Source organism: Burkholderia aenigmatica, from assembly GCF_902499175.1.
GTDB lineage: Bacteria > Pseudomonadota > Gammaproteobacteria > Burkholderiales > Burkholderiaceae > Burkholderia > Burkholderia aenigmatica.
The window spans coordinates 29,283-54,279 of the sequence record NZ_CABVQC010000065.1; the positions used below are offsets into that span (position 1 = coordinate 29,283).

Below are 24,997 nucleotides of genomic sequence, written 5' to 3' on the forward strand. Positions count from 1 at the left end.
CGTCGCGTCCCTCGTTACAGCCCGAGCATCATCTTCGCGATGATGTTCTTCTGGATCTCGTTCGAGCCGCCGAAGATCGACAGCTTGCGGTTGTTGAAGTACTGCTGCGCGGCGCTCGCGGCTTCGTCCGGGCCGACCGGCTCGCCGTCGTAGTCGGCATCGAGTGCTTCCTCGACGAACGGCTGCGCATACGGCCCCATCGCGCGCCGCATCAGCGCGGTGATCTCCTGGCGGATCTGCGTGCCGCGAATCTTCAGCATCGAGCTTTCCGCACCCGGCGCGCCGCCGCCCGCGACCGCGGCCAGCACGCGCAGGTTGGTCGTGCGCATGTTCTCGAGTTCGATCTCGACCCGCGCGATACGCGCCGCGAAGAACGGATCGTCGGCAAGCGGCCGGCCGTTCTTCGTGACCTTCGCAGCCACCGCGCGCAACCGGTCGAGCGCGGCCGTCGAGAAGCCGATTCCGGCGATGTTGGTGCGCTCGTACGTGAGCAGGTATTTCGCGTAGGTCCAGCCGCGGTTCTCTTCGCCGACGAGGTTGTCGGCCGGCACGCGCACGTCGGTGAAGAACACCTCGTTCACTTCGTGCTCGCCGTCGAGCGTAATGATCGGACGGACCTCGACGCCCGGCGTGTTCATGTCGATCAGCAGGAAGCTGATGCCTTCCTGCTTGCGCACGTCGGTCGCGGTGCGCACGAGGCAGAAGATCATGTTCGCGTAGTGGCCGAGCGTGGTCCACGTCTTCTGGCCGTTCACGACGTAGTGCTCGCCCTGCGCGTCGATGCCGCGCACCGCGCTCGTCTTCACCGCCGCCAGATCGGAACCGGCGCCCGGCTCCGAGTAGCCCTGGCACCACCAGTCGGTGCCGTCGAGGATGCGCGGCAGCCAGCGGCGCTGCTGCGCTTCGTTGCCGTACTTGATCAGCACAGGGCCGAGCATGTTCACGCCGAACGGCACGATGCGCGGCGCACCCGCGAGCGCACACTCGTTGTCGAACAGGAACTTCTGCGCGACGCTCCAGCCGGGGCCGCCGTATTCGCGCGGCCAGTGGCTCGCGAGCCAGCCGCGCGCGTTGAGTGTCGCGTGCCATTCGCGCATGTCGTCGCGCGTGAGATGCAGGCCGCCCTTCACCTTGCGCGCGATGCGCGCGGGCAGTTCGGCTTGCAGGAAGCGCTGCACTTCCGTGCGGAAGGCTTCCTCTTCGGGAGTGAAATTGAGGTCCATCTTCGGTCCGTTACGAATGCGGTGAGCGTTCAGTCGATGCGGTTCAGGCTCGCGAAATCCGCGCCGCGCGCGACGAGATCGACGAGCAGCGGCGACGGCTTCCAGAACAGCGGATCTTCCTTCGCGAACGCACGGATATCGGCGAGCACGTTCGCGAGGCCGACCGTGTCCGCGTAGTGCATCGGGCCGCCGCGATAGCGCGGGAAGCCGTAGCCGTACAGGAACACCGCATCGACATCGAGCGGGCGCAGCGCGATCTTCTCGTGCACGACGTTTGCACCTTCGTTGATCATCGCGGCGAGGTAGCGGCGCATGATTTCGTCGTCGGTGAATGTGCGCGGCGTGACGCCCTTCTTCGCGCGCTCTTCGGCGACGATCGCTTCGACTTCCGGGTCCGGTGTGCCGACGCGCGCGCCGTCCGGATACAGGTAATAGCCGCGCGCCGTCTTCTGGCCGAACCAGCCGCGCTCGCACAGCCGGTCGGAAATCTCCGCGTAGCGTGCCCGCGGGTCACGCGTCGCCGCGCGGCGCTTGCGGGTCGCCCAGCCGATGTCGCCACCCGCGAGATCGACGACCTGGAACGGCCCCATCGGGAAACCGAATTCGCGCACCGCGCGGTCGATCTGGTACGGCGACGCGCCGTCTTCCATCAGGTAGTCGGCCGCCGTCCGATAAACCGCGAGGATCCGGTTGCCGATGAAGCCATCGCACACGCCCGCGCGCACCGGCGTCTTCTTCAGCTGCTTCGCCAGCGCGAACGCGGTCGCGACGACGTCCGCGCTCACGCGCGCCGGCACGACGATCTCGAGCAGCTTCATCACGTTGGCCGGCGAGAAGAAATGCAGGCCGATCACGTCGGCCGGCCGGTCGATGCTCGCGGCCAGTTCGTCGATGTCGAGATACGACGTGTTGGTCGCGAGCACCGCGCCCGGCTTGCACACGCGCGCGAGTTCGGCGAACACGGCCTGCTTCACGGCCATGTCTTCGAACACGGCCTCGATCACGACGTCGGCCTGCGCGAGCGCGTCGTACGACGTGCTGCCCTTGAAGCGCGCGAGCCGCGCCGCGTGCGCGGCTGGCGTCATCCGCCCTTTCGCGACGAGGCCGTCGTACACCTTCTCGACGTGCGCGCGGCCGCGCGCGAGCGACGCTTCGTCGCGTTCGATCATCGTCACCGGCAGCCCGGCATCGAGCGCCGCGACCGCGATGCCCGCGCCCATCGTGCCGCCGCCGACCACGCCGATCCGCTCGACCGGCCGTGCGCTCGCGCGCCGCGCCTCGGGCGCCTTCGCCGCTTCGCGCTCCGCGAAGAACGCATGCACGAGGCCCGCGCGCTGCGGGCTGTCGACGCACTGAAGGAACAGGCTGCGCTCGAACTTCATCCCCGCGTCGAACGACTGCGTGAGTGCGGCCTCGACCGCGTCGACGATCTTCGCGGGCGAGAACAGGCCGCGCGATTTCTTCGGCAGCTCCGCGCGCGCCGCATCGATCACGGCCTGCGCGGCCGCGCGGTCGGCCAGCCCCTGCGCGTCGCACGTGCGGCGCACCGGTGCGCCGAGCGACACGAGTTCCTGCGCGTAGGCCAGCCCTTCGGCGAGCGTGTCGTCACTGTGCGCGACGCGGTCGACGAGGCCGAGCGCGAGCGCTTCGTCAGCGCTCGCGTGACGGCCCGTCAGCATCAAGTCGAGCGCGGCCTTCGCACCGATCAGGCGCGGTGCGCGCTGCGTGCCGCCCGCGCCGGGCAGCAGGCCGAGCGTGACTTCGGGCAACCCGAGCTTCGTGCCGGGCACCGCGAGCCGGTAATGCGCGGCGAGCGCGACTTCGAGGCCGCCGCCGAGCGTCGCGCCGTGCAGCGCGACCACGACCGGCTTCGTGCCCGATTCGATCCGCTCGCACACGTCGGGCAGCGACGGCGGCACCGGCGGCTTGCCGAATTCGCGGATGTCGGCACCCGCGATGAAGTTGCGGCCGGCGCCGACGATCAGCACCGCGCGGATCGCGTCGTCGGCCTGCGCGGCGTCGAGCGCGTCGGCGAGGCCGCGCCGCACATCGGCGGACAGCGCGTTGACAGGCGGATGGTCGATCGTGACGACGAGCACCTTGTCGCGCCGCTCGCGCGTGACGGTGCCCGCCGGGCTGATGGGGGAAGCGGGTGAATTCATCGTGTCTCCTTGACGCGGCGGCCGGTGCGTCGACGCCGGTTCGTGGCTCGCGGCATCGCGAGCGGCGCCGGGGCACCCGCCCCGGTCCCGCACGAAGCGGGACAAGATCCGGCCATACGCCGGGCATGACCCGATTCTCGATTGATCGAGATTCATTGACAATTCCCTCTCGCTTTTACAAGCTGTCAAGTCTGACTTGACACTGAATGCTTCCAACCGTTAAACGGGACGGATCAGGAGACGCGACGCATGGACCTGAACGCGCTGACGCTGCTCGTCGAGATCCTCGACGCCGGCAATCTCAGCAAGGCCGCGCAGCGGCTCAAGATGAGCCGGGCGAACGTCAGCTACCGGCTGAACCAGCTCGAACGCTCGATCGGCCAGCAGCTCGTGCGGCGCACGACGCGGCGTATCGAGCCGACCGAGATCGGGCTGAAACTGTACGAACACGGCCGGCGCATCCGCAACGAGCTGCTGGCCGCGCAGGAATCGGTGACGACGCTCGGTCAGGACCTGCAGGGCCGCGTGCGGCTGTCGGTGCCGAGCGGCTACGGGCAGATGGTGATGTCCGACTGGCTGCTCGCGTTCAAGCGGCTGCATCCGGGCATCGTGCTCGACGTCGTGTTCGAGAACCGCGTGGAAGACCTGATGCGCGACGAGATCGACATCGCGGTGCGCGTGATGCCGGAGCCGCCGCAGAACCTCGTCGCGCGCGACATGGGCGCGGTGCGCTACGTCGCGTGCGCGTCCGCCGCATTCGCGGCCGAGCACGGGATGCCGGCGAGCCTCGGCGCGTTGTCGGCCTCCCCCGTCGTCACCGCGACGGTGATGGGCCGGCAGCTCCGGATCGCCGCCTATCTCGGCGACGAGCGCCACGAGGTGCTGCTCGAGCCGACGCTGGTTTCGGAGAACTTCCTGTTCCTGCGGCAGGCGATCCTCGGCGGGATCGGCGTCGGCATCGTGCCCGACTACGTGGTGCACGACGACATCCGGCGCGGCACGGTCGTCACGTCGCTCGACGCGTACCGGCTCAGTATCTTCGGCACGCACATGTACATGCTCTACATGCCGAACCGGCACCACACGCGCGCGACGTCGACGTTCATAGAGTTCATCCTCGAACAGGCCGGAAAGACCGGCCGGGGCGGGCCCGGCGCGATGGGTCAGGGTTTCCTGTCGGGTGACAAGCCGCCGGCCGCGCGGCGACAATAGCGCGCCCGGGGCGGGCAGCCGCGCTGCGCCGGCACCGTCGCCTCCTTCGAATTCACTGCTGCCGAGGGTTCAATGTTCGACCGGATTCGTCCGCATTCGCGCTCCTGGACGCTGCTCGCCGCCGTCGCGCTCGTCGCGTTCAATGCCGGCTGCACGTCCCCGTCCACGCCGCCGTCGGGTGCGGTGGTGCCCGTCGCCGCCGCATCGGGTGCCGCCGTGCCGCTGCCCGGCGTCCACGCGCCCGAGCTGTCGTCCGGCTGGACCGACAAGCCGGGCTGGACCTCGCAGCACTTCATGATCGCGGCCGCGAACCCGCTCGCGACGCAGGCCGGCTACGACATGCTGAAGGCGGGCGGCACCGCGATCGACGCGGCGATCGCCACGCAGATGGTGCTCGCGCTCGTCGAGCCGCAATCGTCGGGGATCGGCGGCGGCGCGTTCCTGCTGTACTTCGACGGCAAGGCGACACAGGCCTACGACGGCCGCGAAACCGCGCCGGCCGCCGCGACCGACCGCCTGTTCTACGGGCCGACCGGCCAGCCGATGAGCTTCTACGAAGGTGTCGTCGGCGGGCGTTCGGTCGGCACGCCGGGCGTGCTGCGCATGCTCGACGCCGCGCACCGCGCGCACGGCAAGCTGCCGTGGCGCCGGCTGTTCCAGCCGGCGATCCGGCTCGCCGAGCACGGTTTCACGATCAGCCCGCGGCTCGCGATGCTGATCGCGAACGACAAGTACCTGAAAAACGATCCGGCCGCGCGCGCGTACTTCTACAACAAGGACGGCACGCCGAAGGCGGTCGGCACCTTGCTGAAGAACCCCGCGCTCGCGACCGTGCTGCGCCAGGTCGCCGAGCGCGGCGCGAACGCGTTCTACAGCGGCGCGATCGCGCGCGACATCGTCACGAAGGTGCGCAAGCACCCGACCAACCCGGGCCTGCTGTCACTCCAGGATCTCGCGCGCTACAAGGCGAAGGTGCGCACGCCGCTGTGCGCCGATTACCGGCGCTCGGTCGTGTGCGGGATGCCGCCGCCGTCGTCGGGCGGCCTCGCGATCGCGCAGATGCTCGGCATCCTTGAAGCGATGCCCGACTGGCAGCAGATCGGCGCGCAGAAGCCGGTGCGCAACGACGTCGGCTACGAGCCGACGCCGTTCGCCGCGCACCTGTTCAGCGAAGCCGGGCGCCTCGCGTATGCGGACCGCGCGCGCTATGTCGCCGATCCCGATTTCGTGCCGCTGCCGGGCGGCAGCTGGGCGAGCCTCACCGACAAGACCTATCTCGCGCAGCGTGCGCACCTGATCGGCGACAGCAGCATGGGCATCGCGCAGGCCGGCACGCCGCAGGGCGCGACGCTCGCGATGGCCGACGACCGCAGCCCCGAGCTGCCGTCGACGTCCGACATCGCGATCGTCGACCGCTACGGCCAGGCGCTGTCGATGACGACCAGCATCGAGGACGCATTCGGCTCGCGGCTGATGGTGCGCGGCTTCATGCTGAACAACCAGCTCACCGATTTCTCGTTCGTGTCGAACGACAACGGCCGGCCGGTCGCGAACCGCGTGCAGCCCGGCAAGCGGCCGCGCTCGGCGATGTCGCCGGAGCTCGCGTTCGACAAGAAGACGAAGCAGGTGACGATGGTCGTCGGCTCGGCCGGCGGCCCCGCGATCATCAACCACGTCGCGAAGACGCTGGTCGGCGTGCTCGACTGGGGGATGACGATGCAGCAGGCGATCGCGCTGCCGAATTTCGGGTCGATGAACGGGCCGACGCAGCTCGAACGCGGCCGCGTGTCGGACGCGCTCGCCGACGGGCTGAAGGGCCGCGGGCACGACGTGCAGGTCGTCGAGATGAACTCGGGACTGCAGGGGATTCAACGGTTGAACGTGCAGGGGCAGACGGTGTGGTTCGGGGGGGCCGACCCGCGGCGGGAAGGCGTGGCGATGGGCGAATGAGCGACAACTTCACCTACCTGGTCGACCCGGCGATTTCGCTTGCCGACGCATCTGCCGAAGCGCAGCGCATGATCGCGTGGCTGCAGGCACGCAAGATCGTCGGCGCCGCGACGCGCGTCGGCGATCTGTATCGCGACTGGGGCCGAACCCATGGCTTCGACGCCGGCGAACTCACGGAAGACGACGGCCTCGCCTATCCATTCGGGTCCGGTTATGCCAGCGCGTGCGACGCCCGTGCACGCGTGCCGCCGCCGGTCCCGAACTGGCTGACCCTGATCATCGAGCGCCGCGTCTTCGATGCCGGCGGGAACGGTCTGGAGATCGTCTGCCCGGCCTGCAATGCGGAGCAAACGGCATTGGGCCAGGCGTGGGGCGATGCGTTCACACGGTGGTTCCACGGGGACGACGACGCGCCGCTCCAGTGCGGTGCATGCGGCCATCGGCAAGCCGTCACGCAGTGGCGCTACGATCCGCCGTGGGCATTCGGTCATCTCGGCTTTTGCTTCCACAACTGGCTGCTGAGCGAAACCTTCATCGACGAATTCGGCGCGGCATACGGCCGGCCGCTGACCGTCGTCTATCAGCACATCTGAATACCCCGCCGATACGACCGATCGCGCAGCGCCCTGCCTACCCGCGCCCCTTCCACGGCACCACCCGCCGCTCGACCCAGCGCATCGCGAGATCGAACAGCCACGCGATCGCACCGATGATCAGGATGCCCATCACGACGATGTCGGTGCGCAGGAAGCTCGACGCGTTGAGCACCATCTGCCCGAGTCCGGCCGTCGCGGCAACCATCTCGGCCGCGACGAGCGTCGTCCAGCCGAAGCCGATCGCGATCCGCAGCCCGGTGAGGATTTCCGGCAGCGCGGCCGGTAGCACCACGTGGCGCACGATCTGCGCGAAGCTGCCGCCGAGCGAATACGCGGCATTGATCTGCTCGACCGTCGCGGCGCGCACGCCGGCGCGCGCGGCCATCGCGATCGGCGCGAAGCACGCGAGGAAGATCACGACGAGCTTCGCCGTTTCGTCGATACCGAACCAGATCACGACGAGCGGCAGGTACGCGAGCGGCGGCAGCGGCCGGTAGAACTCCAGCAGCGGATCGAGCACGCCGCGCGCGACGCGGCTCACACCCATCAGGATGCCGGCCGGCACGCCGATCGCGGTCGCGAGCAGGAACGCGCCGAATACGCGCGCAGCACTCCACAGCAGATGCTCGGACAACGGCAGGCCGCCCTGGATGCGCCCGTGCCATGCGTCGACGAATGCCGCCCACACGGCTTCCGGTGCGGGCAGGAACAGCGGCGGCAGCCACTGGCGATGCGTGGCGACCCACCACAGCACGGCCAGCACCGCGACCGTCGCCGTGCTCAAAGCCGCCGTCTTCCCCTCCCCCGGCAACCGGTAGCGGCGCGACGACGGCGCACGACGCGCGGCCGCCCGTACCTGCGTGCGATCGCCCTGCTCGAAACCTGCGGCCGTCTGGCCGGCCGTCCACGAATCCTGCGTGCTCATGCTGTCCTGCCTGTGCAAAGTGCTGATCCGACCGCGTCCGACCGACGCGCCCTGTCGCGCGAGTTCGTGCATCACGCGGCCACCTCGGCAGCCTCGTCGCGATGCAGGTACGCGATCAGCCGCTCGCGCCACGCAATGAAATCCGGTGAAGACTTCACGGCACGCGCATCGCGCGATTCGACGTAGCGGCGCGCGAACGGCAGCTCGAAGGTTTCCGCGATCCGGCCGGGGCCGGGCGTCATCACGACGAGACGCGTCGCGAGGAACAATGCCTCCTCGACATCGTGCGTGATGAAGAACACCGTCTTGCCGGTGCGCGCCCACACGTCGAGCACGAGCGCCTGCATCGTGCCGCGCGTCATCGCGTCGAGCGCGCCCATCGGCTCGTCCATCAACAGCACGCGCGGATCGCTCGCGAGCGCACGCGCGATGCCGACACGCTGCTGCATCCCGCCCGACAGCTCGTACACGCGCGCATGCGCATGACCGTCGAGCCCGACGAGCGCGAGCATCTCCCGCGCACGCGCTTCGCGTTCGGCCTTCGACACGCGCGCGAAGCGCAGCCCGAGCGCGACGTTGTCGAGCACGTCGAGCCACGGCAACAGCGCGTACTTCTGGAACACGACGCCGCGATCGGCGCCGGGGCCCGTGACCGGCACGCCGTCGACGCGCACGTCGCCGGTCGTCGGCGCGACGAAGCCGGCCATGCAGTTCAAGAGCGTCGTCTTCCCGCAGCCGGACGCGCCGAGCGCGACGACGAATTCACCGGCATCGATGCGCAGGTCGACGCGCGCGAGCGCCTGCGTCGTCGGCCTGCCGCGCTCGCCCGGATAGGCCACCGATACCTGACGAACTTCCAGCGTACTCATGCTCGGGACTCCGCGATGATCGCCGCGCTCAGCGCGCGGCCTTCTGCACGAACTGCGGATCGACGCCGGTCGAATAATCGGCGAGCACCGTCTGGATCGTGCCTTGCGATTTGAGGAACGTGGCCGTCGCCGCGAGCGACTTCGCGGCACCCGACTGCGCACCACCGCCGAGCCACGTTGACGATGCCTGCTCGGCCGGCGTCGGGAATGCATAGAGCGCGAGGCTGGCCGGCACGTCCTGGGCGTTCGCGCCCGATACCTTCGCGACCGCCGCGACCTGCGGCGAGCCGACCTTCCACGCCGCCGCATGCGCGCGGTAGTCGGCATCCGCGGCCGCGAGCACCTTCACGAAGCGCGTGACGAACTCGGGGTTCTCGCGCGCAAACTTGCGGCTCACGACGAAGCCGTCGAAGGTCGCCTTGCCACTTTCTTTCGCAACCTGGCCCGACGTGGTCAGCACGGTGCCCGACTGCTTGACCTTCGCGAGCACCGGATCCCAGATGTAGGTCGCATCGATGTCGCCGCGTGCCCACGCGGCCGCGACTTCGGGCGGACGCAGGTTGACGATCTTCACGTCGTTCGGATTGACGCCCGCGGCCTGCAGCGCGACGAGCGTGTGAAAGTGCGACGTCGACACGAACGGCACGCCGACCTTCTTGCCCTTCAGCCCCGCGACGGTCGTCACGCCCGAGCCGTTGCGCGCGACGAGCGCCTCGGCATCGTTGATGTTGTCGAGCACCCAGAACAGCGAGATGTCGAGCCCCTGCGACAGCCCGGCCGCGATCGGGCTCGAGCCGGCCTCGCCGAGTTGCACGGAGCCCGACGCGAGCGCGCGGATCACGTCGGCGCCGCTGTCGAGCTTGCGGAACGTGACCTTGTAGCCGGTCGCCTTTTCGACTTCACCGCTCGCCTGCGCATAGCGCCACGGCACCACCATGTCCTGGTACGCGATCACGACTTCGCGCGATTCGGCGTGCGCCGCACCGAGCGCGGCCAGGGCGGTCAGCGCGACGACGGCGCGGCGGATGAAGCTGAAACGGGACATGCGGCTCTCCTTCGGAATGCGGGCATTGCTGCGGGAGAGCCGACTATAGGAGCTTTGTGCGCCGCGGGAGCGAACTTATCCTGCGAAGCTATCGATGCCGTTTCAGCTTTGCTTTCCACGTTCGACTGGATTGTGTGTCCGGTCGGGTGGCGATTGCCATGCGAACGCAGGAATGGCATCCGCACCAACAAAAAAGCCCGCATCGCTGCGGGCTTTTTCGGTTTCGCCGGAAGACGGCGAAGCAAGGACGCTCAGACCACTCCGGCCCCGTGCGCCTGCAGATCGGCGTGATAGCTCGACCGCACCATCGCGCCAACGGCCGCGTGCGTGAAGCCCATCTTGTACGCCTCTTCCTCGTACATCTTGAACGTATCCGGATGCACGTACGCGCGCACCGGCAGGTGGTGCTCGGACGGCTGCAGGTACTGGCCGATCGTCAGCATGTCGACGTCGTGCGCGCGCAGGTCGCGCATCACCTGCAGGATTTCCTCTTCGGTTTCGCCGAGGCCGACCATCAGGCCCGACTTCGTCGCGACGTCCGGATGCAGCGCCTTGAAGTCCTTCAGGAGCTTCAGCGAGTGCGCGTAGTCCGAACCCGGGCGCGCTTCCTTGTACAGGCGCGGCACCGTTTCGAGGTTGTGGTTCATCACGTCCGGCGGCGCGGCGTTCAGGATCGAGATCGCGCGGTCGAGACGGCCGCGGAAGTCCGGCGTCAGGATCTCGATGCGCGTATCCGGCGACTGCTCGCGCACTTCGCGGATGCACTCGACGAAGTGGCCGGCGCCGCCGTCGCGCAGGTCGTCGCGGTCGACGCTCGTGATCACCACGTACTTGAGCTTCAGCGCGCCGATCGTGCGCGCGAGGTTCTTCGGCTCGTCCGGATCCAGCGGATCGGGGCGGCCATGGCCGACGTCGCAGAACGGGCAGCGGCGCGTGCACTTGTCGCCCATGATCATGAACGTCGCGGTGCCCTTGCCGAAGCATTCGCCGATGTTCGGGCAGCTCGCTTCCTCGCACACCGTATGCAGGTTGTGCTCGCGCAGAATCGTCTTGATCTCGTTGAAGCGCGAACTGCCGGTGGCCGCCTTCACGCGGATCCACTCGGGCTTCTTCAGCTTCTCGATCGGAATGACCTTGATCGGGATGCGTGCCGTCTTCGCCTGCGCCTTCTGCTTGGCGGTCGGATCGTAGGCAGCGGTCGCGGCCGAATCGGCCGGTGCGGGGGAAGCGGTAACGTCAGTCATTCGAATGTTGTTCCAGTGCCTGCGGCTTGTCGGCGGCCGCGGATGCGCCGTCGAGGTTGGCGATCAGACGGCGCACCAGCGTATGGGCGACGTCGTTCCAGTCGGCGGCAACCTCGAGGCTCGCCATGTCGACAGTTTCCAGTCCGGCATAGCCGCACGGGTTGATCGCAAGAAACGGGCGCAGATCCATCTTCACGTTCAGGCTCAGCCCGTGATAGCTGCAGCCGTTGCGGATCTTCAGGCCGAGGGCGGCGATTTTCGCGCCCTCGTGCACGCCGGATGCCACGTAGATCCCGGGCGCACCCGCCTTGCGGACCGAAGCGAGATTATACGCCGCGAGGGTTTCGATCACGGCCTCCTCGATCTTCGTCACGAGCGTGCGCACCATCAGCTTGCGCCGGCGCAGGTCCAGCAGCAGGTAGGCGACGATCTGGCCGGGGCCGTGGTAAGTGATTTGCCCGCCGCGGTCGACCTTCACGAGCGGCACGCCGCTGTCGGCCACCAGCAGGTGGGCCGGGTCGCCGGCCTGGCCGAGCGTGTAGACGGGCGGGTGCTCGACCAGCCAGATCTCGTCGCCGGTGTCGGCCGTGCGCGTGTCGGTGAACGCGCGCATCGCGTCGAAGCTCGCTTCGTAGGTCTCGACGCCCCGCCAACGCACGGTGACCGGCGGAGCCGGCTGACCCGGGGACCCGGCGGACGATGCGGAAACGGCAACAGGCGTGGACACGATGGAAACCGGCGAAACGGACATGGGCGGTAGTTTACCGAAAACCCGTGGGTCTCGCCGGCCTTGGAGGGGGACGGATCGCCGGTATCCGTCGGAGGAAATGATGGTCAGACGGTGCGCCATCCGTCATGGAGCAGCGCGCTCACGCGTTCGCGCAGCCGTGCCAGCCCGCCAAGCGCGACTTCCCCGGGCGGCCGCGACACCGAGAACGCCACGCGCGTGCCCTCCCGGCCTTCCGCGCTAAGCCACAGCCGCTCGCCGCGGCGCAGCTTCAGCGTTTCGCCGTCGACCAGGAAGTAATCGTTGACGTCGTTGCTGCGCGTCGCCCACACCGGCCCGCTCTGGACCACCAGCCGCGTGCTGCGTCGTACCTTCATCGGCACGGTTTCGCCCGCGGGGATTTCGAACGTGATGCTTGAAGAAATTTCTTGCATGATCGACTCCGCCAATAAGTGCTTCGATGGCTACAATCGTAGTCACTTCAAGGCGTCTGACAAAACGACCAATTTTCACGTCGATGTGAGGAAAATTAGCAAATGGACCTCCGCCAGCTACCTGCGCTGAACGCGATTCGCGCGTTCGAAGCCGCCGCCCGTCACGAGAATTTCTCGCGCGCCGCCGACGAGCTGTACGTCACGCACGGCGCGGTCAGCCATCAGGTACGCGCGCTCGAGGAGGAGCTCGGCGTGCAGCTGTTCACGCGCAACGGCAAGCGGCTGTGCCTGACCGACGTCGGCATGCGCTACGCGCAACAGATCCGCACCGCGCTGATGGTGATCGCCGACGCGACCCGCGACGTGCGCGCGAGCGACCGCGACCGGCGGCTCGTGGTGTCGATGCTGTCGTCGTTCGCCGCGCGCTTCATCACGCCGCGCATCGGCACGTTCATCGAGCGGCATCCGGAAATCGACGTCGAACTGCAGTCCACCAACTCGCTCACCGATTTCGCGCGCGACGACGTCGATCTCGCGATCCGCTTCGGCCACGGCAACTACCCGGGGCTGCATGTCGAGCCGCTGTTCGACGAGGTGTTCTTTCCGGCGTGCGCGCCAACGCTGAACGGCGGCAAGCTGCCGCAAACGCCCGCCGATCTCGCGCACTACAACCTGTTGCGCTCGGACGACGAGCTGTGGCGGCCGTGGTTCGACGCGGCCGGGCTCAAGACGCTGACCGAGCCGAAACGGGGGATTCTGTACCAGGATTCGTCGAACCTGCTGCTGGCCGCGATCGACGGCCAGGGCATCGCGCTGGTGCGCCGCTCGCTCGCGGTGCACGACCTGCTCGACGGGCGCATCGTGCGCCTGTTCGACATCGACGGGCCGAGCCCGTGGCACTATTTTTTCGTGTGTCCGCCGCCGCTCCTGAACACGCCGCGCGTGCAGGCGTTCAGGACCTGGCTGCTTCAGGAAGTCGCCGAATACAAGCAGCTGTGCGACGAGCTGGACGCGCGGCGCGCAGCGGGGAAGACCCCCGCCGAGTGCGCGCAAGAGGGAGGCTGGAAGGCGCTTAGAGTACGACCTTGACCATCGGATGGCCGGTCAGTGCGCGGTAGATGTTGTCGAGCTGTTCCTGGCTCGTCGCCCGCACGGTGATCGTGAGGCCCGTGTAATTGCCGCCGCTCGACGCGCGCTCTTCGATCTTCTCGACATCGATCTCGTTGTCGTGAACGGCGACGACCTTGAAGATCGTGTCCTTGAACTCCGGGTGCGCCTTGCCCATGATCTTGATCGGGAAATCGCACGGGAACTCCAGCAGCGACTCCTTCCGGGTATCGATCGCGCCGGTCACCTCGATGGTTTTGGTCGGTTCGCTCATCATTTGCTCCGGGTTAGGTCAAACTGTTCAAACTCGCGCGCTTTCGCGCGCTGGTACGCGTCATACAACGCCGCGAACACGGGGCCCGGCTTGCCGCCCTGCACGGGCAGATCGTCGAGCGACGTGACGGGCAGCACTTCCTTCGTGGCCGACGTGATCATGATTTCGTCGGCCGCGCGCAACTCCACTTCGCTGATCTCGCGCGCGACGAACGGGATCTTGCACTCGTCGGCCAGCTCCTCGATCAGCGCGTAGCGGATCCCCTCGAGGATCTTGTTGCTGCGCGGCGGCGCGAGCAGCTCGCCGTTCTTCACGATCCACACGTTCGACGACGAGCCTTCCGTCAGGTTGCCGTCGCGCAGCTGCAGCGTCTCGAACGCATCGTGTTCGGCCGCATGCTGCGCCATCAGCACATTGCCGAGCAGCGAGATCGACTTGATGTCGCAATGCAGCCAGCGGCGATCCTCGGCCGTCACGCAACGCACGCCCTGCGCGCGTTCTTCGTCGGACGGCAGGCGCAGCGGGCTCGTCATCACGAACACCGTCGGCACCGCGTTCGCCGGGAACGCGTGGCCGCGCTTCGCGACGCCGCGCGTCACCTGCAAATAGACCAGCGCGTTGCCGTCGCCGAGCCCTTCGGCATTCGCCGCGACGACGCGCTCGATCAGCGCACGCCAGCCCGCGTCGTCGTGCGGGCTGACGATGCCGATCTTCTTCAGGCTGCGCTCGAGCCGCGCCAGATGCTGTTCGATCCGGAACGGCACGTGCGCGCCGTCGTGCGCATAAACGGGGACAACTTCATACACGCCGTCGCCGAAGATGAACCCGCGGTCGAGCACCGGTACACGGGCTTCCGACAGCGGCACCATTTCCTCCTGCGACGACACGCTGAGGTAGACGATCGGTTCAAATTCGGCTTGGCTCATAGCAATGACAGATGGGGATGAAGTCGTAAAAACAAAGGCCCGTCGTGCTTACTTCTTCTTGCTGAACATCAGCAGGATCGAGTCCCAGATACGCCCGAAGATACCCGCTTCCGGCACCGCCTGCAGTGCGACGACCGGGAATTCCGACAGCGTCTTGCCGTCGGCGACGATCTTCACGGTGCCGACCTGCTGGCCTTCCGCGAGCGGCGCGATCAGCGGCGCGTTCACGTCGACTTCCGTCTTGACCTTGTCGCCGAGGCCGCGCGGCACGGTCGCCCACTGGTCGCCCTTCACGCCGACCTGCACGGTGTTTTCCTTGCCCTTGTAGATGCGCGGCGTCGACATCGCCTGACCGCCCTTGAACAGGCGCACCGAATCGAACGCGCTGTAGCCGTAGTTCAGCATCTTCATGCTGTCCTGCGTGCGCTCGCCTTCCTTCTGCTCACCCATCATCACCGACACCAGGCGGCGCTGGCCATCCACACCCGGGATCGCGCGCTTCGCCGACGCGATCAGGCAGTAGCCGGCCGCTTGCGTATGGCCCGTCTTCAGGCCGTCGACCGTCGGGTCGAGCCACAGCAGACGGTTGCGGTTGCCCTGGCGGATGTTGTTGTACTTGAATTCCTTCTCCGAGAAGATGCTGTAGTACTGCGGAAAATCGCGGATCAGGTGCGCGGACAGCTTCGCGAGGTCGCCGGCCGTCGTGTAGTGGTTCGGGTCGGGCATGCCGTTCACGTCGGCAAAGTGCGTGCCCTTCATGCCGAGGCGCGCGGCCTCGTCGTTCATCAGCGTGACGAACTGCCCTTCGCTGCCGCCGACGAGTTCGGCCAGCGCGATCGCGGCGTCGTTGCCCGACTGGATGATCATCCCGTACACGAGGTCGTGCACGGACACCGGCTTGTTCGCCTCGATGAACATGCGCGACTCGTCGCGGCCGACGCGGCGCACGGCGTCGCTCGGCGTGACGATCTGCTCCATCGAGATCTTCTTCTTGTCGAGCGCTTCGAACACGAGGTACGCCGTCATCAGCTTCGTCAGCGAGGCGGGCTCGACGCGTTCATCGGCATTGCCCGACGCGAGCACCGTGTTGCTGGTCGCATCGACGAGCACCCACGAGTGCGCATTCACGCCCGGCGGCGGCACTGCGCCCGGCATGTAGGTCGCGGGCGCGCCGGTGAATTGCTCGGTGGCGGCCGGCGCCGCATGCGCGGCCTTGGCCTTGGCGGCCGGCTTCGCCTCGGCGACGACGATCGTCGACGCGAGCGCGACGGGCAGCATCACGCCGAGCGCGACGTTGCGCGCGGCGGTGCCGAAGGCGATGGAGGAAGCGAGGGACTTGAGGCCTTGGGGAGACAGACGCATGATCGATTCAGGCTGATGGCAGAAAGTGCGGTGCGAAACGCGCAGGGTTGAACGGCAAGGCGGCGGGCGTTTCGGGCACTCGCCCGAAATCGTCGGGCGACGCGAAACGCGCCGGTTGGACTCGTGCGGACGCGTTCGGTTCGCTGCCGTCGCGAGCGGGCGGACAGGCGGCGAAACGAGCGCCGCATGGGCCCAGCCGGGCCGCGGGCAACGCGGATTGCGGCCATTATACGTGGCCGCGCAGGGCGTTTTCGCGAACCGGGCGCCGGACAGTTGCGCATCCGCATCGGGCTCAGGGTGCCGGCAAGCTGCACGTCATCGCACGCGAAGCTGTGCGAAAGGCTTACGCAGGCGGTATGGAAGTCGGGTTGCGCCGCGCGGCGGCGGCGCGATGTCGTGCGGGGGAACACGCATCCAGCGCATGCCGGATGTCGTGTATGCGACGCGACGCAGGCAGCCGGCGTCATGCCGGCACCCGCGCGCCGGCTAGCGCCAGGCGTCGACGATGATGCGCTTCAGCACGTGCAGCTTGCGATGCAGGAAGTGCTCGGCGCCAGGGATCACGACGACCGGCAGTTCCTGCGGCCGCGCCCAGTCGTACACCGACGCGATCGGCACCGTGTCGTCGGTCTCGCCGTGGATCACGAGCGTGTTCTCGGGCACGTCGGCTACCTGCCAGCGGCTCGCGGCCGTGCCGACGAACACCATCCGTTCGATCGTCCCGCCCGCGTCGCGCAGCCGCTTCGCGACGTGCGACAGCACGAAGGTGCCGAACGAGAAGCCCGCAAGCACGAGCGGCAGGTCCGCATACGCGGCCTGCGCGCGCATGTGCGCGAGCACCGCGAGCAGGTCGTCGGCCTCGCCGGTGCCGTTGTCGTGCACGCCTTCGGTCGCGCCAACGCCGCGGAAGTTCGACCGGAACACGACGTAGTTCAGCTGCACGAGCGTGCGCGCGAGTGTTTGCGCGACCTTGTTGTCCATCGTGCCGCCGAACAGCGGATGCGGATGTGCGACGAGCGCGATGCCGCGTGGCGCGGCAGTGCCTTCGCGCACGGCGTCGGGCAGGTCGACCGCGATTTCGATCTGCCCGACCGGGCCCGCGATCAGCGACTTCTGCGTATGAACGTTCATTCGGCCGGCCCGCTCAGATCTTCAGGCGGTCGACGACCTTGCCGTCGCGCAGGTGCGATTCGACGATCTCGTCGATGTCGGCCTGGTCGACGTACGTGTACCACGTGCCTTCCGGATACACGACCATCACGGGCCCTTCCTCGCAGCGGTCAAGGCAGCCGGCCTTGTTGATGCGAACCTTGCCGGGCCCCGCGAGGCCGAGCTCCTTCACGCGCTTTTTCGCATATTCCTGCATGGTCTGCGCGTCGCATTGCGCGCAGCTCGGGCGTTCGGCGCCCGGTTCGCGCTGGTTCAGGCAGAAGAAGACGTGGTGCTGGTAGTAGGAATCCATGATGGTGACGAGCAGCCCGGCGCGAGGCCGTGCGGAAAGAGGATCTGCGGCTGCCGCTGCGCGGCGCAGCGGAGGATGCGGAAGATTATAGCGAGCGGCGCAGCCAGCTGCCCGCGATACCACTGCCGCGCCGCCGCAGCCACTGCTTCAACGACGCAACGCGGCCGGCAGCCACGCATGCTCGACGCGCTGGCCGAGCCAGATCAGCGCCGCGTAGGGCCAGATCCACGCGAGCCAGCGCGCGAGGCTGTTGAAGTGCACGTAGCGGCCCTGCCGCCAGCCCGACAGCGTGAAGTCGAAGAACGGATTGACGGGCAGCAGGTTCACGAGCGCCACGCCGGCCAGCAGCGAGAGCGCCGCGAGCGTCGCGCGCCAGGTCGCCGGCACGTGCAGCGCAACGAGCGCGGCCGCGAACCCGAGTTCGATCCCGAGCCGCGCGCCAGGCGTCGCCCATACGACGACCAGGCCGGTGGCCGACTGCATGAAGGTTGCGGCCGCCTTCAGCACGAGCGTCGCGGCGACGAGCGCGATCAGGAGCCGGATGCGCGGCGCGCGCGGCCGCATCGCGAGCGACGCGATCGTCAGCGCGGCGAACAGCATCAACCCGCCGAGCGCGGCCTCCCACGCGGAGTCGGACAGCCAGCCGTCGACGCGCTCGGGCCATTCGCCCACACGCCACGCGGCCGGCAGCCACGCGAGCAGCGCGTCCTGCATCGACGCGTCGGCACGCTCCCACAGCGCGGCCGGCCAGTCGCCGATGCCGAACAGGAACGGCGACGGAAACAGGATCGCGAACGGCCATAGCCCGGCGAGCAGCAGCGGCGTCGCACCGTCGTCCTCGAACCATGCGAAGCGCAGCCGGCGCAGTGCGCCGCGATCGAGCAGCGCACCGGTGGCCGGCGCGACGAGCGCCGCGCCCAGCAGCGCGCCGAGCGCGTTGGCCGCGAGATCGAGATTCGACGCGACGCGCGTCGGCAAGTAGGTTTGCAGCGCTTCCATCGAGCCCGACAGCAGCACGCCGAGCCCGGCCGCGATCAATGTCGCGGCCACGCCGCGCCAGCGCGGATGCAGCGCGAGCACGGCAAGCGCCCCGAACGGCATATAGCCGAGCACGTTCGTGACCACGTCGAATGCGGTCACGTAGCGCTGCATCGGCGCGAACAGATAGTCGAACGGCCCGATGCCGAGCGACACCCAGCCTTCGAACGGATACAGCGATGCGTAGACGATGAGTGCCGCATAAGCGGCAAAGGCCTGCCGCGCGAGCGGCGATGCGCGAGGGGTACCGGTCGCGCTCATCGCGGCTGCGCGGCACGCGTCACGGCGTACCCGCGTAAGCCTGCATGCCGACCCATGCGGCAATCTGCGACACGAGCTCGTTGCTCGCCGTCGCGAGCGCACGGGCACCGCCCGCTGCGTCCGGCGTGCTCGACGGCGCACGCGCGACGAACGTGCGCTGGCCGAGTACCTTGCCGTCCAGCGTCAGCGTCGCGCGCGCGGTGACGGCGCCATGGCTCTGCGACTGGCCGTCGAACACCTGTTCGAATTCGTTCAGGTCGACCTTGAGCGTCGGCGCACGCACGCCGTCGGACCCTTCGAGCACCGTGCCGCGCGACGACAGCGCGCCGCGCAGCCGCTGCGTGAGCAGTTGTGCGGGCGGCGCGGTCCAGCGGCTGTCGCGATAGACCGCCACGTGCTGCGCGTCCACGTATGCCAGGCGATACGCGAATTTGTCGGAGTCGAGCGCGTCGGGCGCGGCGACGTCGAGCACCTTCAGCGCGGGGCCGGGGCCGGCGGTCACGACCGACGTGGCCGGCCCGAGGTCGTAGCGGACATTCGACAGCGCCGCGCTATTGCCGGCGCAGCCGGCCGCGAGCGACAGTGTCAGCACGGCAAGCGCGGCCGCGGCGGGACGCAGCGCGCGGTCAAGGATTCGTGGCATGGCGTGTTCCTGCATGATGTTTCCGGTTTCGATGGGTGTCACTGCCCGGCCGTCGCACCCGGCCACGTGAAGCCCGGCTCGCCGGGCCCCGGCGCCGCACCGGGCGAACCGAACAACAGACTGCGCGGGTTGCGGCCAAGTTCACCGGCCACGTCCTTCAATTGCCGCGACGCGTCGCCGACGCTGCCGGCCAGCGCGTTGAAACGCGGCAGCGTGTCGTACTGCACGCGCGCGTTGAGATCGTTCAGCGCGACGCCCACCTGCTCGGCGGCCGTGCCGGCCTTGTTCAGGTTCGACACGAGCGGCCCGTTCGGCTGCATCAGCGTGTTCGCCGACGCCATCGCACGGTTCACCTCGTGCATCGTTTCCGGCAGCGCGGTAACCGCCGGGCCGAGCTGCTTCGTCAGCGTGGTAGCGCCATCGGCCGCGTGCTGCAGGCTTTCGGCGGTCGCGCGCAACTGCTCGCGCATCTCGGGCGACATCAGCGCATTCGCGCTCTTCGCGGCGAGTTCGAGCTGTCGCAGCAGCACGTCGCCGCGCTCCTGGATCTGGTCGAACAGGCTCGGCCGCATCGGGATCTGCGCGATCGCCTTGGTCGACGACGGCAGCGGCGCCAGGTCGCGGCCCGTGTCCTCGAGCTGCACGAACGCGATGCCCGTCACACCCTGGAAGCCGAGGCTGCCGTAGGTCGACTGCGTGATCGGCGCGTCGTGGTCGACGAGGATCCGGATCCGGATCTGGCCCGGGTGCGCGCGATCGAAGCCGATCGACTGCACCTTGCCGACGTCGAGGCCGCGAAAGCGCACGGCCGCGTCCGGGAACAGCCCGGTCACGTTGGTGCGCGCGAGCAGGTCGTACGGCACGCGCACGGTGCGGTCGACGTTGAACCAGAACACGGTGCCCGCGATCGCGAGCGTCAGCGCGATCGTGAACAGGCCGGCCCAGAACGCATGTGATTTGTTTTCCATTCGCGGATTCCTTCGTGCCTACAGCTCGACGCTCGACAGCGCCGGTTCGAGGGCCGCCTTCGGCAGCTTCGCGCGCCGCTCGGGCGGCAGCGCCTGCAATGCGCGGCGCCCGCGCAGCCCCAGGAAATATTCGTGGATGAACGGATGGTCGACGTTCGCGGCCTCCTCGACCGGCGCCGCGACCAGCACCTTGCGGTCGGCCAGCACCGCGACGCGCGTCGACAGCGCGACCATCGTGTCGAGATCGTGCGTCACCATCACGACGGTCAGCCCGAGCGTGCGGTGCAGCGTCGCGATCAGCTCGACGAATTCGTCCGACGCCTGCGGATCGAGGCCGGCCGTCGGTTCGTCGAGGAACAGCAGTTCGGGCTCGAGCGCGATCGCGCGCGCGATGCCGACCCGCTTGACCATCCCGCCCGACAGCGCGGCCGGCATCTTCGACGCGTGCTTGCACGGCAGCCCGACCATCTCGAGCTTCAGCATCACGATGTCGTGCAGCAGATCCGGTGGCACGCGGCCGAGCTCGCGCAGCGGCTGCGCGACGTTGTCGAACACCGTCATCGACGAGAACAGCGCGCCCTGCTGGAACAACATCCCGGAGCGCGTGCGCATCATCCGCGCGCTCGCGTCGTCGATCGTCGCGGTATCTTCGCCGAACACCTTGATCGTGCCCGACGTCGGCCGCTCGAGGCCGAGGATCTGCCGCACGAGCGTGGTCTTGCCGGAGCCCGAGCCGCCGACGATCGACACGATCTCGCCGCGCTTCACGTCGAAGTCGAGCTTCTGGTGAATGATGTTGCGCCCGTAGCGCTTGGTCAGGTTGCGCACCTCGATCACGAGGTCGTCGGTATCGGCCGCCGCGGCTGGCCCGGTGCCGACCGACCCGGCACCGACTGCCGCGGCGTGCGCGGTCGTTTCGTTCGATGCGTTCATCCGAGCCCCACGTTCTGGAACAGGATCGCGAACACCGCGTCGGCGAGGATCACGACCGTGATCGACGATACGACCGACGTGGTCGTGCCTTCGCCGAGGCTCTGCGAGTTCGCCTTGATCCGGAAGCCGAAATGGCACGCGACCAGCGCGATCAGCATGCCGAACACGACGCCCTTGCCGACGCCGATGTACAGGTTCGCGATCGGCACGACGCCCGGCAGCGAGCGCACGAAATAGTTGACGTCGATCCCGAGCACGAGCTTCGCGGCAAGCGCGCCGCCCGTCAGCGCGATGATGTTGGTCCACATCACGAGCAGCGGCATTGCAATGCCGAGCGCGAGCACGCGCGGCAGGATCAGCCGCAGCCCGTGCGGGATGCCCATCACGCGCATCGCGTCGAGCTCCTCGGTCACGCGCATCACGCCGATCTGCGCGGTGATCGCCGAGCCCGAGCGGCCCGCGACGAGAATCGCCGACAGCACCGGGCCGAGCTCGCGGATCACCGACAGCCCGAGGATGTTCACGATGTAGCGGTTCGCGCCGAACATCTGCAGCTGCTGCGCGGACAGGTAACTGAGCACGATGCCGATCAGGAACGCGACGAGCGCGGTGATCGGCAGCGCCTGCGCGCCGGCGCTGTAGATGTTCGCCGAGGTTTCCTTCCACGGCATCGTCTTCGGACGGCGCAGCACCGACAGCGCGTCGAGGATCACGAGGCCGAACATCGCGATGCCGCCCTGCAGGTGTTCGCCGAACCCGAAGATCGCCTGGCCGAGCCGCGTGACGGGATCGTAGCGCACCACGCGCTCGGGCGCCTCGCGCTCGGTGTCGAGCCGCTCGATGCGCTCGAAGATCGTGCGCTGCGTGGCGCTCAACGCCACACCGGCCGGCAGCTTGCGACCCCACACGCGCCACAGCGCCTGGCCGCCGACGTGGTCGAGCCGCTCGATGCCGGACAGATCCCATTCGCTCACGCGCCCGGACGCGATGCTCGCGATACGGCGCGCCACCGCGCCGCGATTGCGTGCAAGCGCGAGCGCGGTCCACTGGCCGTACAGGCGCACCGTCTGGCCCTGGCTGCCGGCGTCGACCGACAGGCCGGGAGGAGTCTCGAAGTCCAAGGGCAGGTTGTTTGCAAAAAGGTGACAGCGGCCATTGTAGCGAACCGCCCGACGACGCGACGTGAGGATTTCCGTGGGGGGCGCCTAGTTGGAGACGCCTGGCCGGGAGCGCCCGCCCCAGGTGCGCGTGGCAGCCGCCGCACCCTGCCAGTTGCCGGCTTCACCACCTTTCATTCTTCCGTCACGTTTCCTTTCGATACTCTCACGCGCCGCACATCAGGCCGTCGGCGCCCCGCGCCGCCATTCGTTGCGTACTTCGCATTTCAAAAACAGAACACCGAACAGGACAACCGATGCGTCTCCCCCTGCTTTCCCGCCGTCGCGTGCCGGCCATCGCCGCGCTCGCCAGCCTCGCCTTCATCCTCGCCGCCTGCGGCGGCGACGACGTCACTTCGCCGCCGGTGACACCGCCGGCGGCCCAGGCACCCGTCGGCACGACGGCCACGCTCGCCCTGCTGGAGACGACCGACCTGCATACCAACGTGCTGTCGTATGACTATTTCAAGCTCGCCGCCGACAATTCGCTCGGCTTCGAGCGCGTGTCGACGCTGATCGCGCAGGCGCGCGCGCAGTATCCGAACACGCTGCTGCTGGATAACGGCGACACGATCCAGGGCACCGCGCTGTCGGACTACCAGGCGCTCGTGAAGCCGATCGGCTGCGACCAGACGCTCGCGATCTACAAGGTGATGAACGCCGCGAAATTCGATGGCGGCGGGATCGGCAACCACGAATTCAACTACGGGCTGCCGTACCTGTCGCAGGTGACCGGCAACACGTTCGAGGTCGACGGCCTGCCGGCGCCGGCCCAGCAGAAGAAGTGCGCGGGCCCGAACTTCCCGCAGGTGCTCGCGAACGTGATCAGCGCGAAGACCAACGCGCCGCTGTTCACGCCGTACACGATCCTGACCCGCACCGTGACCGCGACCACGCCGGACGGCAAGACGGTCAGCGCGCCCGTGAAGATCGGCATCATCGGCTTCACGCCGCCCGCGATCATGAACTGGGACAAGCGCTGGCTCGACGGCAAGGTCTACACGACCGGCCTGAAGGAAGCCGCGGAGAAATACATCCCCGAGATGCGCGCGAAGGGCGCCGATCTGATCGTCGCGATCTCGCACGGCGGCCTCGACAATTCCGCGTATTCGCCGACGATGGAGAACGGCAGCTGGTGGCTGTCGAAGGTGCCGGGCATCGACGCGATGCTGATCGGCCACTCGCACCAGGTGTTCCCGGACGCGAACAGCACCGTGTCGCAGTTCAATCTGCCGGGCGTCGACAAGGTCAAGGGCACCGTCAACGGCGTGCCGACCGTGATGGCCAACTACTGGGGCAAGCACCTCGGCGTGATCAAGCTCGGCCTGAAGTTCGACGGCAAGGCGTGGGGCGTCGACAAGTCGCTGACGACCGTCGAGGCGCGGCCGATCCAGAACGCCGACAAGAGCTACGTCGCGGCCGATCCGACCGTGTCCGCCGCGATCGCCGCCGAGCACCAGGCGACGATCGACTACGTGAAGACGCCGATCGGCTCGACCGACTATCGGATGAACTCGTACTTCGCCGATGTCGGCGACCCGGGCGCGATCCAGATCGTCAACGAGGCGCAGGCCGACTACGTGAAGACCTACGTGCAGGCGAACCTGCCGCAATACGCGTCGCTGCCGGTGCTGTCGGTCAGCGCACCGTTCAAGAGCGGCTTCGGCGGCGGCACCGACTACACCGACGTCGCGCCGGGCGCGCTCGCGATCAACAACGCGGCCGACCTGTACCTGTATCCGAACACCGTGTACGCGGTGAAGGTGAGCGGCGCCGACGTGAAGAACTGGCTCGAAACCGCTGCAAAGCGCTTCAACCGCATCGACCCGACCAAGTCGACCGTGCAGCCGCTCGTCAGCACGTTCCCCGGCTACAACTTCGACATGTTCACGTCGGCCGATCTCGCTTATGAAATCGACGTCACGCAAGCGGTCGGCAGCCGGATCAAGAACCTGACGTACAAGGGCGCGCCGATCGACCCGAACGCGCAGTTCATCGTCGCGACCAACAACTACCGCGCGAGCGGCGGCGGCAACTTCCCGGGCCTCGACGGCAGCAAGACGATCTTCGCGTCGCCCGATGCGAACCGTGACGTGCTGATCGCGTTCGTGAAGCAGCGCGGCAAGATCACGCGCGCGGCCGACGGCGCGCAGCGCAGCTGGCGCTTCACGAAGCTCGCGAGCTCGGTCGCGCACGTGCAGTTCGCGTCCGCGCCGAACCGCCTCGGCGACGCGGCGGCAGCCGGCCTGACCGGCATCACGCAGGTCGTGGCCGACGACGGCTCGGGCAAGAACCTCGCCACCTACGAAATCGACCTCACCCAATGAGACCCGCGATGCAACCGATCCGGACGATGCGGCCGGCCGAAACCGGCCTCGCCGCTGCCGCGCGGCGCCTGCTGCGCGCGAAACTCCCGCCGGCCGCGCTGCTCGCGGCGGCGGCCGTGACCGTCGCGGCCGTCGTCGCGACGACCGGCCTG

Annotated in this window: 23 protein-coding genes; 5 read left to right on the forward strand and 18 right to left on the reverse strand. The window is 68.2% G+C overall.

The annotated features are described in order from the left end of the window. Positions 1-14: 14 nt before the first annotated feature. Positions 15-1,223, reverse strand: a complete 1,209-nt coding sequence (locus BDO18943_RS33425) for an acyl-CoA dehydrogenase family protein (RefSeq protein WP_175025640.1) — start codon at positions 1,221-1,223, stop codon at positions 15-17. Between the two features lie 29 nt (positions 1,224-1,252). Next, positions 1,253-3,385, reverse strand: a complete 2,133-nt coding sequence (locus tag BDO18943_RS33430) for a 3-hydroxyacyl-CoA dehydrogenase NAD-binding domain-containing protein (RefSeq protein ID WP_175025641.1) — start codon at positions 3,383-3,385, stop codon at positions 1,253-1,255. 249 nt (positions 3,386-3,634) lie between these two features. Between BDO18943_RS33430 and BDO18943_RS33435 the strand changes: the two genes are divergently transcribed. From BDO18943_RS33435 to BDO18943_RS33445, 3 genes are all read left to right on the forward strand, one after another. Next, positions 3,635-4,597, forward strand: coding sequence for a LysR family transcriptional regulator (locus tag BDO18943_RS33435; RefSeq protein ID WP_122946352.1), 963 nt, complete (start codon positions 3,635-3,637; stop codon positions 4,595-4,597). Between the two features lie 72 nt (positions 4,598-4,669). Then, on the forward strand, positions 4,670-6,547 hold the full coding sequence (gene ggt / locus BDO18943_RS33440) for a gamma-glutamyltransferase (protein ID WP_175025642.1): 1,878 nt from the start codon (positions 4,670-4,672) through the stop codon (positions 6,545-6,547). Beyond that, entirely contained in the window at positions 6,544-7,140 is a 597-nt protein-coding gene (locus BDO18943_RS33445) for a hypothetical protein (protein WP_175025643.1), read from the forward strand. Before ggt ends, BDO18943_RS33445 begins: the two co-directional genes overlap by 4 nt. A gap of 37 nt (positions 7,141-7,177) precedes the next feature. On the opposite strand, the gene BDO18943_RS33450 is transcribed toward BDO18943_RS33445, so the two are convergent. The 6 genes from BDO18943_RS33450 to BDO18943_RS33475 form a co-directional block, all read right to left on the reverse strand. Next, a complete protein-coding gene (locus BDO18943_RS33450) occupies positions 7,178-8,140 on the reverse strand; it encodes an ABC transporter permease subunit (protein ID WP_175025654.1) in 963 nt (320 codons plus the stop codon). Beyond that, on the reverse strand, positions 8,140-8,937 hold the full coding sequence (locus tag BDO18943_RS33455; protein ID WP_174946573.1) for a taurine ABC transporter ATP-binding protein: 798 nt from the start codon (positions 8,935-8,937) through the stop codon (positions 8,140-8,142). The genes BDO18943_RS33450 and BDO18943_RS33455 overlap by 1 nt, the downstream gene beginning before the upstream one ends. Positions 8,938-8,965: 28 nt before the next feature. Next, on the reverse strand, positions 8,966-9,982 hold the full coding sequence (tauA, locus tag BDO18943_RS33460) for a taurine ABC transporter substrate-binding protein (RefSeq protein ID WP_175025644.1): 1,017 nt from the start codon (positions 9,980-9,982) through the stop codon (positions 8,966-8,968). 251 nt (positions 9,983-10,233) lie between these two features. Then, positions 10,234-11,226 carry a lipoyl synthase gene (gene lipA / locus BDO18943_RS33465; protein WP_175025645.1) on the reverse strand — a complete coding sequence of 331 codons (993 nt, stop codon included), beginning with the start codon at positions 11,224-11,226 and terminating at the stop codon, positions 10,234-10,236. Further along, the gene (gene lipB, locus BDO18943_RS33470; protein WP_175025655.1) at positions 11,219-11,977 is read right to left on the reverse strand and encodes a lipoyl(octanoyl) transferase LipB; all 759 of its coding nucleotides are present in this window, start codon (positions 11,975-11,977) and stop codon (positions 11,219-11,221) included. Before lipB ends, lipA begins: the two co-directional genes overlap by 8 nt. Before the next feature lie 83 nt (positions 11,978-12,060). Next, positions 12,061-12,387, reverse strand: coding sequence for a DUF2917 domain-containing protein (locus tag BDO18943_RS33475; protein WP_175025646.1), 327 nt, complete (start codon positions 12,385-12,387; stop codon positions 12,061-12,063). A 102-nt stretch (positions 12,388-12,489) separates the two neighbouring features. On the opposite strand from BDO18943_RS33475, the gene BDO18943_RS33480 reads away from it, so the two are divergent. Further along, positions 12,490-13,476: a transcriptional regulator GcvA gene (locus tag BDO18943_RS33480; RefSeq protein WP_175025647.1), complete on the forward strand. Its 987-nt coding sequence runs from the start codon at positions 12,490-12,492 to the stop codon at positions 13,474-13,476. Here the strand turns inward: BDO18943_RS33480 and BDO18943_RS33485 are convergent. From BDO18943_RS33485 to BDO18943_RS33530, 10 genes are all read right to left on the reverse strand, one after another. Continuing rightward, a complete protein-coding gene (locus BDO18943_RS33485; RefSeq protein WP_011353335.1) occupies positions 13,460-13,768 on the reverse strand; it encodes an HP0495 family protein in 309 nt (102 codons plus the stop codon). The genes BDO18943_RS33480 and BDO18943_RS33485 overlap by 17 nt on opposite strands. Continuing rightward, positions 13,768-14,694, reverse strand: coding sequence for a D-amino acid aminotransferase (locus BDO18943_RS33490; protein ID WP_175025648.1), 927 nt, complete (start codon positions 14,692-14,694; stop codon positions 13,768-13,770). Before BDO18943_RS33490 ends, BDO18943_RS33485 begins: the two co-directional genes overlap by 1 nt. 48 nt (positions 14,695-14,742) lie before the next feature. Beyond that, positions 14,743-16,056: a D-alanyl-D-alanine carboxypeptidase family protein gene (locus BDO18943_RS33495; RefSeq protein ID WP_175025649.1), complete on the reverse strand. Its 1,314-nt coding sequence runs from the start codon at positions 16,054-16,056 to the stop codon at positions 14,743-14,745. 486 nt (positions 16,057-16,542) lie between these two features. Further along, positions 16,543-17,187 carry an alpha/beta hydrolase gene (locus tag BDO18943_RS33500; RefSeq protein WP_175025650.1) on the reverse strand — a complete coding sequence of 215 codons (645 nt, stop codon included), beginning with the start codon at positions 17,185-17,187 and terminating at the stop codon, positions 16,543-16,545. Between the two features lie 13 nt (positions 17,188-17,200). Continuing rightward, a complete protein-coding gene (locus BDO18943_RS33505) occupies positions 17,201-17,518 on the reverse strand; it encodes a (2Fe-2S) ferredoxin domain-containing protein (RefSeq protein WP_011694422.1) in 318 nt (105 codons plus the stop codon). A gap of 147 nt (positions 17,519-17,665) precedes the next feature. Further along, positions 17,666-18,817: a VanZ family protein gene (locus BDO18943_RS33510; RefSeq protein ID WP_175025651.1), complete on the reverse strand. Its 1,152-nt coding sequence runs from the start codon at positions 18,815-18,817 to the stop codon at positions 17,666-17,668. A gap of 19 nt (positions 18,818-18,836) precedes the next feature. After that, positions 18,837-19,475 carry an ABC-type transport auxiliary lipoprotein family protein gene (locus tag BDO18943_RS33515; RefSeq protein WP_407649945.1) on the reverse strand — a complete coding sequence of 213 codons (639 nt, stop codon included), beginning with the start codon at positions 19,473-19,475 and terminating at the stop codon, positions 18,837-18,839. 23 nt (positions 19,476-19,498) lie between these two features. Next, the gene (locus BDO18943_RS33520; RefSeq protein ID WP_043187140.1) at positions 19,499-20,428 is read right to left on the reverse strand and encodes an MlaD family protein; all 930 of its coding nucleotides are present in this window, start codon (positions 20,426-20,428) and stop codon (positions 19,499-19,501) included. An 18-nt stretch (positions 20,429-20,446) separates the two neighbouring features. Next, entirely contained in the window at positions 20,447-21,361 is a 915-nt protein-coding gene (locus BDO18943_RS33525; protein ID WP_043187138.1) for an ABC transporter ATP-binding protein, read from the reverse strand. Further along, on the reverse strand, positions 21,358-22,482 hold the full coding sequence (locus BDO18943_RS33530) for an MlaE family ABC transporter permease (protein ID WP_175025652.1): 1,125 nt from the start codon (positions 22,480-22,482) through the stop codon (positions 21,358-21,360). The genes BDO18943_RS33525 and BDO18943_RS33530 overlap by 4 nt, the downstream gene beginning before the upstream one ends. Positions 22,483-22,775: 293 nt before the next feature. On the opposite strand from BDO18943_RS33530, the gene BDO18943_RS33535 reads away from it, so the two are divergent. Beyond that, a complete protein-coding gene (locus BDO18943_RS33535; RefSeq protein WP_175025653.1) occupies positions 22,776-24,845 on the forward strand; it encodes a bifunctional 2',3'-cyclic-nucleotide 2'-phosphodiesterase/3'-nucleotidase in 2,070 nt (689 codons plus the stop codon). Positions 24,846-24,997 lie beyond the last annotated feature (152 nt).

Excerpts from the sequence above, each read along its gene's own strand:
- BDO18943_RS33520 (WP_043187140.1), bottom strand. The coding sequence starts at position 20,428 with ATGGAAAACAAATCACATGCGTTCTGGGCCGGCCTGTTCACGATCGCG.
- ggt (WP_175025642.1), top strand. The coding sequence starts at position 4,670 with ATGTTCGACCGGATTCGTCCGCATTCGCGCTCCTGGACGCTGCTCGCC.
- BDO18943_RS33515 (WP_407649945.1), bottom strand. The coding sequence starts at position 19,475 with ATGCAGGAACACGCCATGCCACGAATCCTTGACCGCGCGCTGCGTCCC.
- BDO18943_RS33435 (WP_122946352.1), top strand. The coding sequence starts at position 3,635 with ATGGACCTGAACGCGCTGACGCTGCTCGTCGAGATCCTCGACGCCGGC.
- BDO18943_RS33450 (WP_175025654.1), bottom strand. The coding sequence starts at position 8,140 with ATGCACGAACTCGCGCGACAGGGCGCGTCGGTCGGACGCGGTCGGATC.
- BDO18943_RS33475 (WP_175025646.1), bottom strand. The coding sequence starts at position 12,387 with ATGCAAGAAATTTCTTCAAGCATCACGTTCGAAATCCCCGCGGGCGAA.
- lipB (WP_175025655.1), bottom strand. The coding sequence starts at position 11,977 with ATGTCCGTTTCGCCGGTTTCCATCGTGTCCACGCCTGTTGCCGTTTCC.
- BDO18943_RS33485 (WP_011353335.1), bottom strand. The coding sequence starts at position 13,768 with ATGAGCGAACCGACCAAAACCATCGAGGTGACCGGCGCGATCGATACC.
- BDO18943_RS33490 (WP_175025648.1), bottom strand. The coding sequence starts at position 14,694 with ATGAGCCAAGCCGAATTTGAACCGATCGTCTACCTCAGCGTGTCGTCG.
- BDO18943_RS33510 (WP_175025651.1), bottom strand. The coding sequence starts at position 18,817 with ATGAGCGCGACCGGTACCCCTCGCGCATCGCCGCTCGCGCGGCAGGCC.
- tauA (WP_175025644.1), bottom strand. The coding sequence starts at position 9,982 with ATGTCCCGTTTCAGCTTCATCCGCCGCGCCGTCGTCGCGCTGACCGCC.
- BDO18943_RS33505 (WP_011694422.1), bottom strand. The coding sequence starts at position 17,518 with ATGGATTCCTACTACCAGCACCACGTCTTCTTCTGCCTGAACCAGCGC.
- lipA (WP_175025645.1), bottom strand. The coding sequence starts at position 11,226 with ATGACTGACGTTACCGCTTCCCCCGCACCGGCCGATTCGGCCGCGACC.
- BDO18943_RS33455 (WP_174946573.1), bottom strand. The coding sequence starts at position 8,937 with ATGAGTACGCTGGAAGTTCGTCAGGTATCGGTGGCCTATCCGGGCGAG.
- BDO18943_RS33480 (WP_175025647.1), top strand. The coding sequence starts at position 12,490 with ATGGACCTCCGCCAGCTACCTGCGCTGAACGCGATTCGCGCGTTCGAA.
- BDO18943_RS33525 (WP_043187138.1), bottom strand. The coding sequence starts at position 21,361 with ATGAACGCATCGAACGAAACGACCGCGCACGCCGCGGCAGTCGGTGCC.
- BDO18943_RS33500 (WP_175025650.1), bottom strand. The coding sequence starts at position 17,187 with ATGAACGTTCATACGCAGAAGTCGCTGATCGCGGGCCCGGTCGGGCAG.
- BDO18943_RS33495 (WP_175025649.1), bottom strand. The coding sequence starts at position 16,056 with ATGCGTCTGTCTCCCCAAGGCCTCAAGTCCCTCGCTTCCTCCATCGCC.
- BDO18943_RS33425 (WP_175025640.1), bottom strand. The coding sequence starts at position 1,223 with ATGGACCTCAATTTCACTCCCGAAGAGGAAGCCTTCCGCACGGAAGTG.
- BDO18943_RS33535 (WP_175025653.1), top strand. The coding sequence starts at position 22,776 with ATGCGTCTCCCCCTGCTTTCCCGCCGTCGCGTGCCGGCCATCGCCGCG.
- BDO18943_RS33430 (WP_175025641.1), bottom strand. The coding sequence starts at position 3,385 with ATGAATTCACCCGCTTCCCCCATCAGCCCGGCGGGCACCGTCACGCGC.
- BDO18943_RS33445 (WP_175025643.1), top strand. The coding sequence starts at position 6,544 with ATGAGCGACAACTTCACCTACCTGGTCGACCCGGCGATTTCGCTTGCC.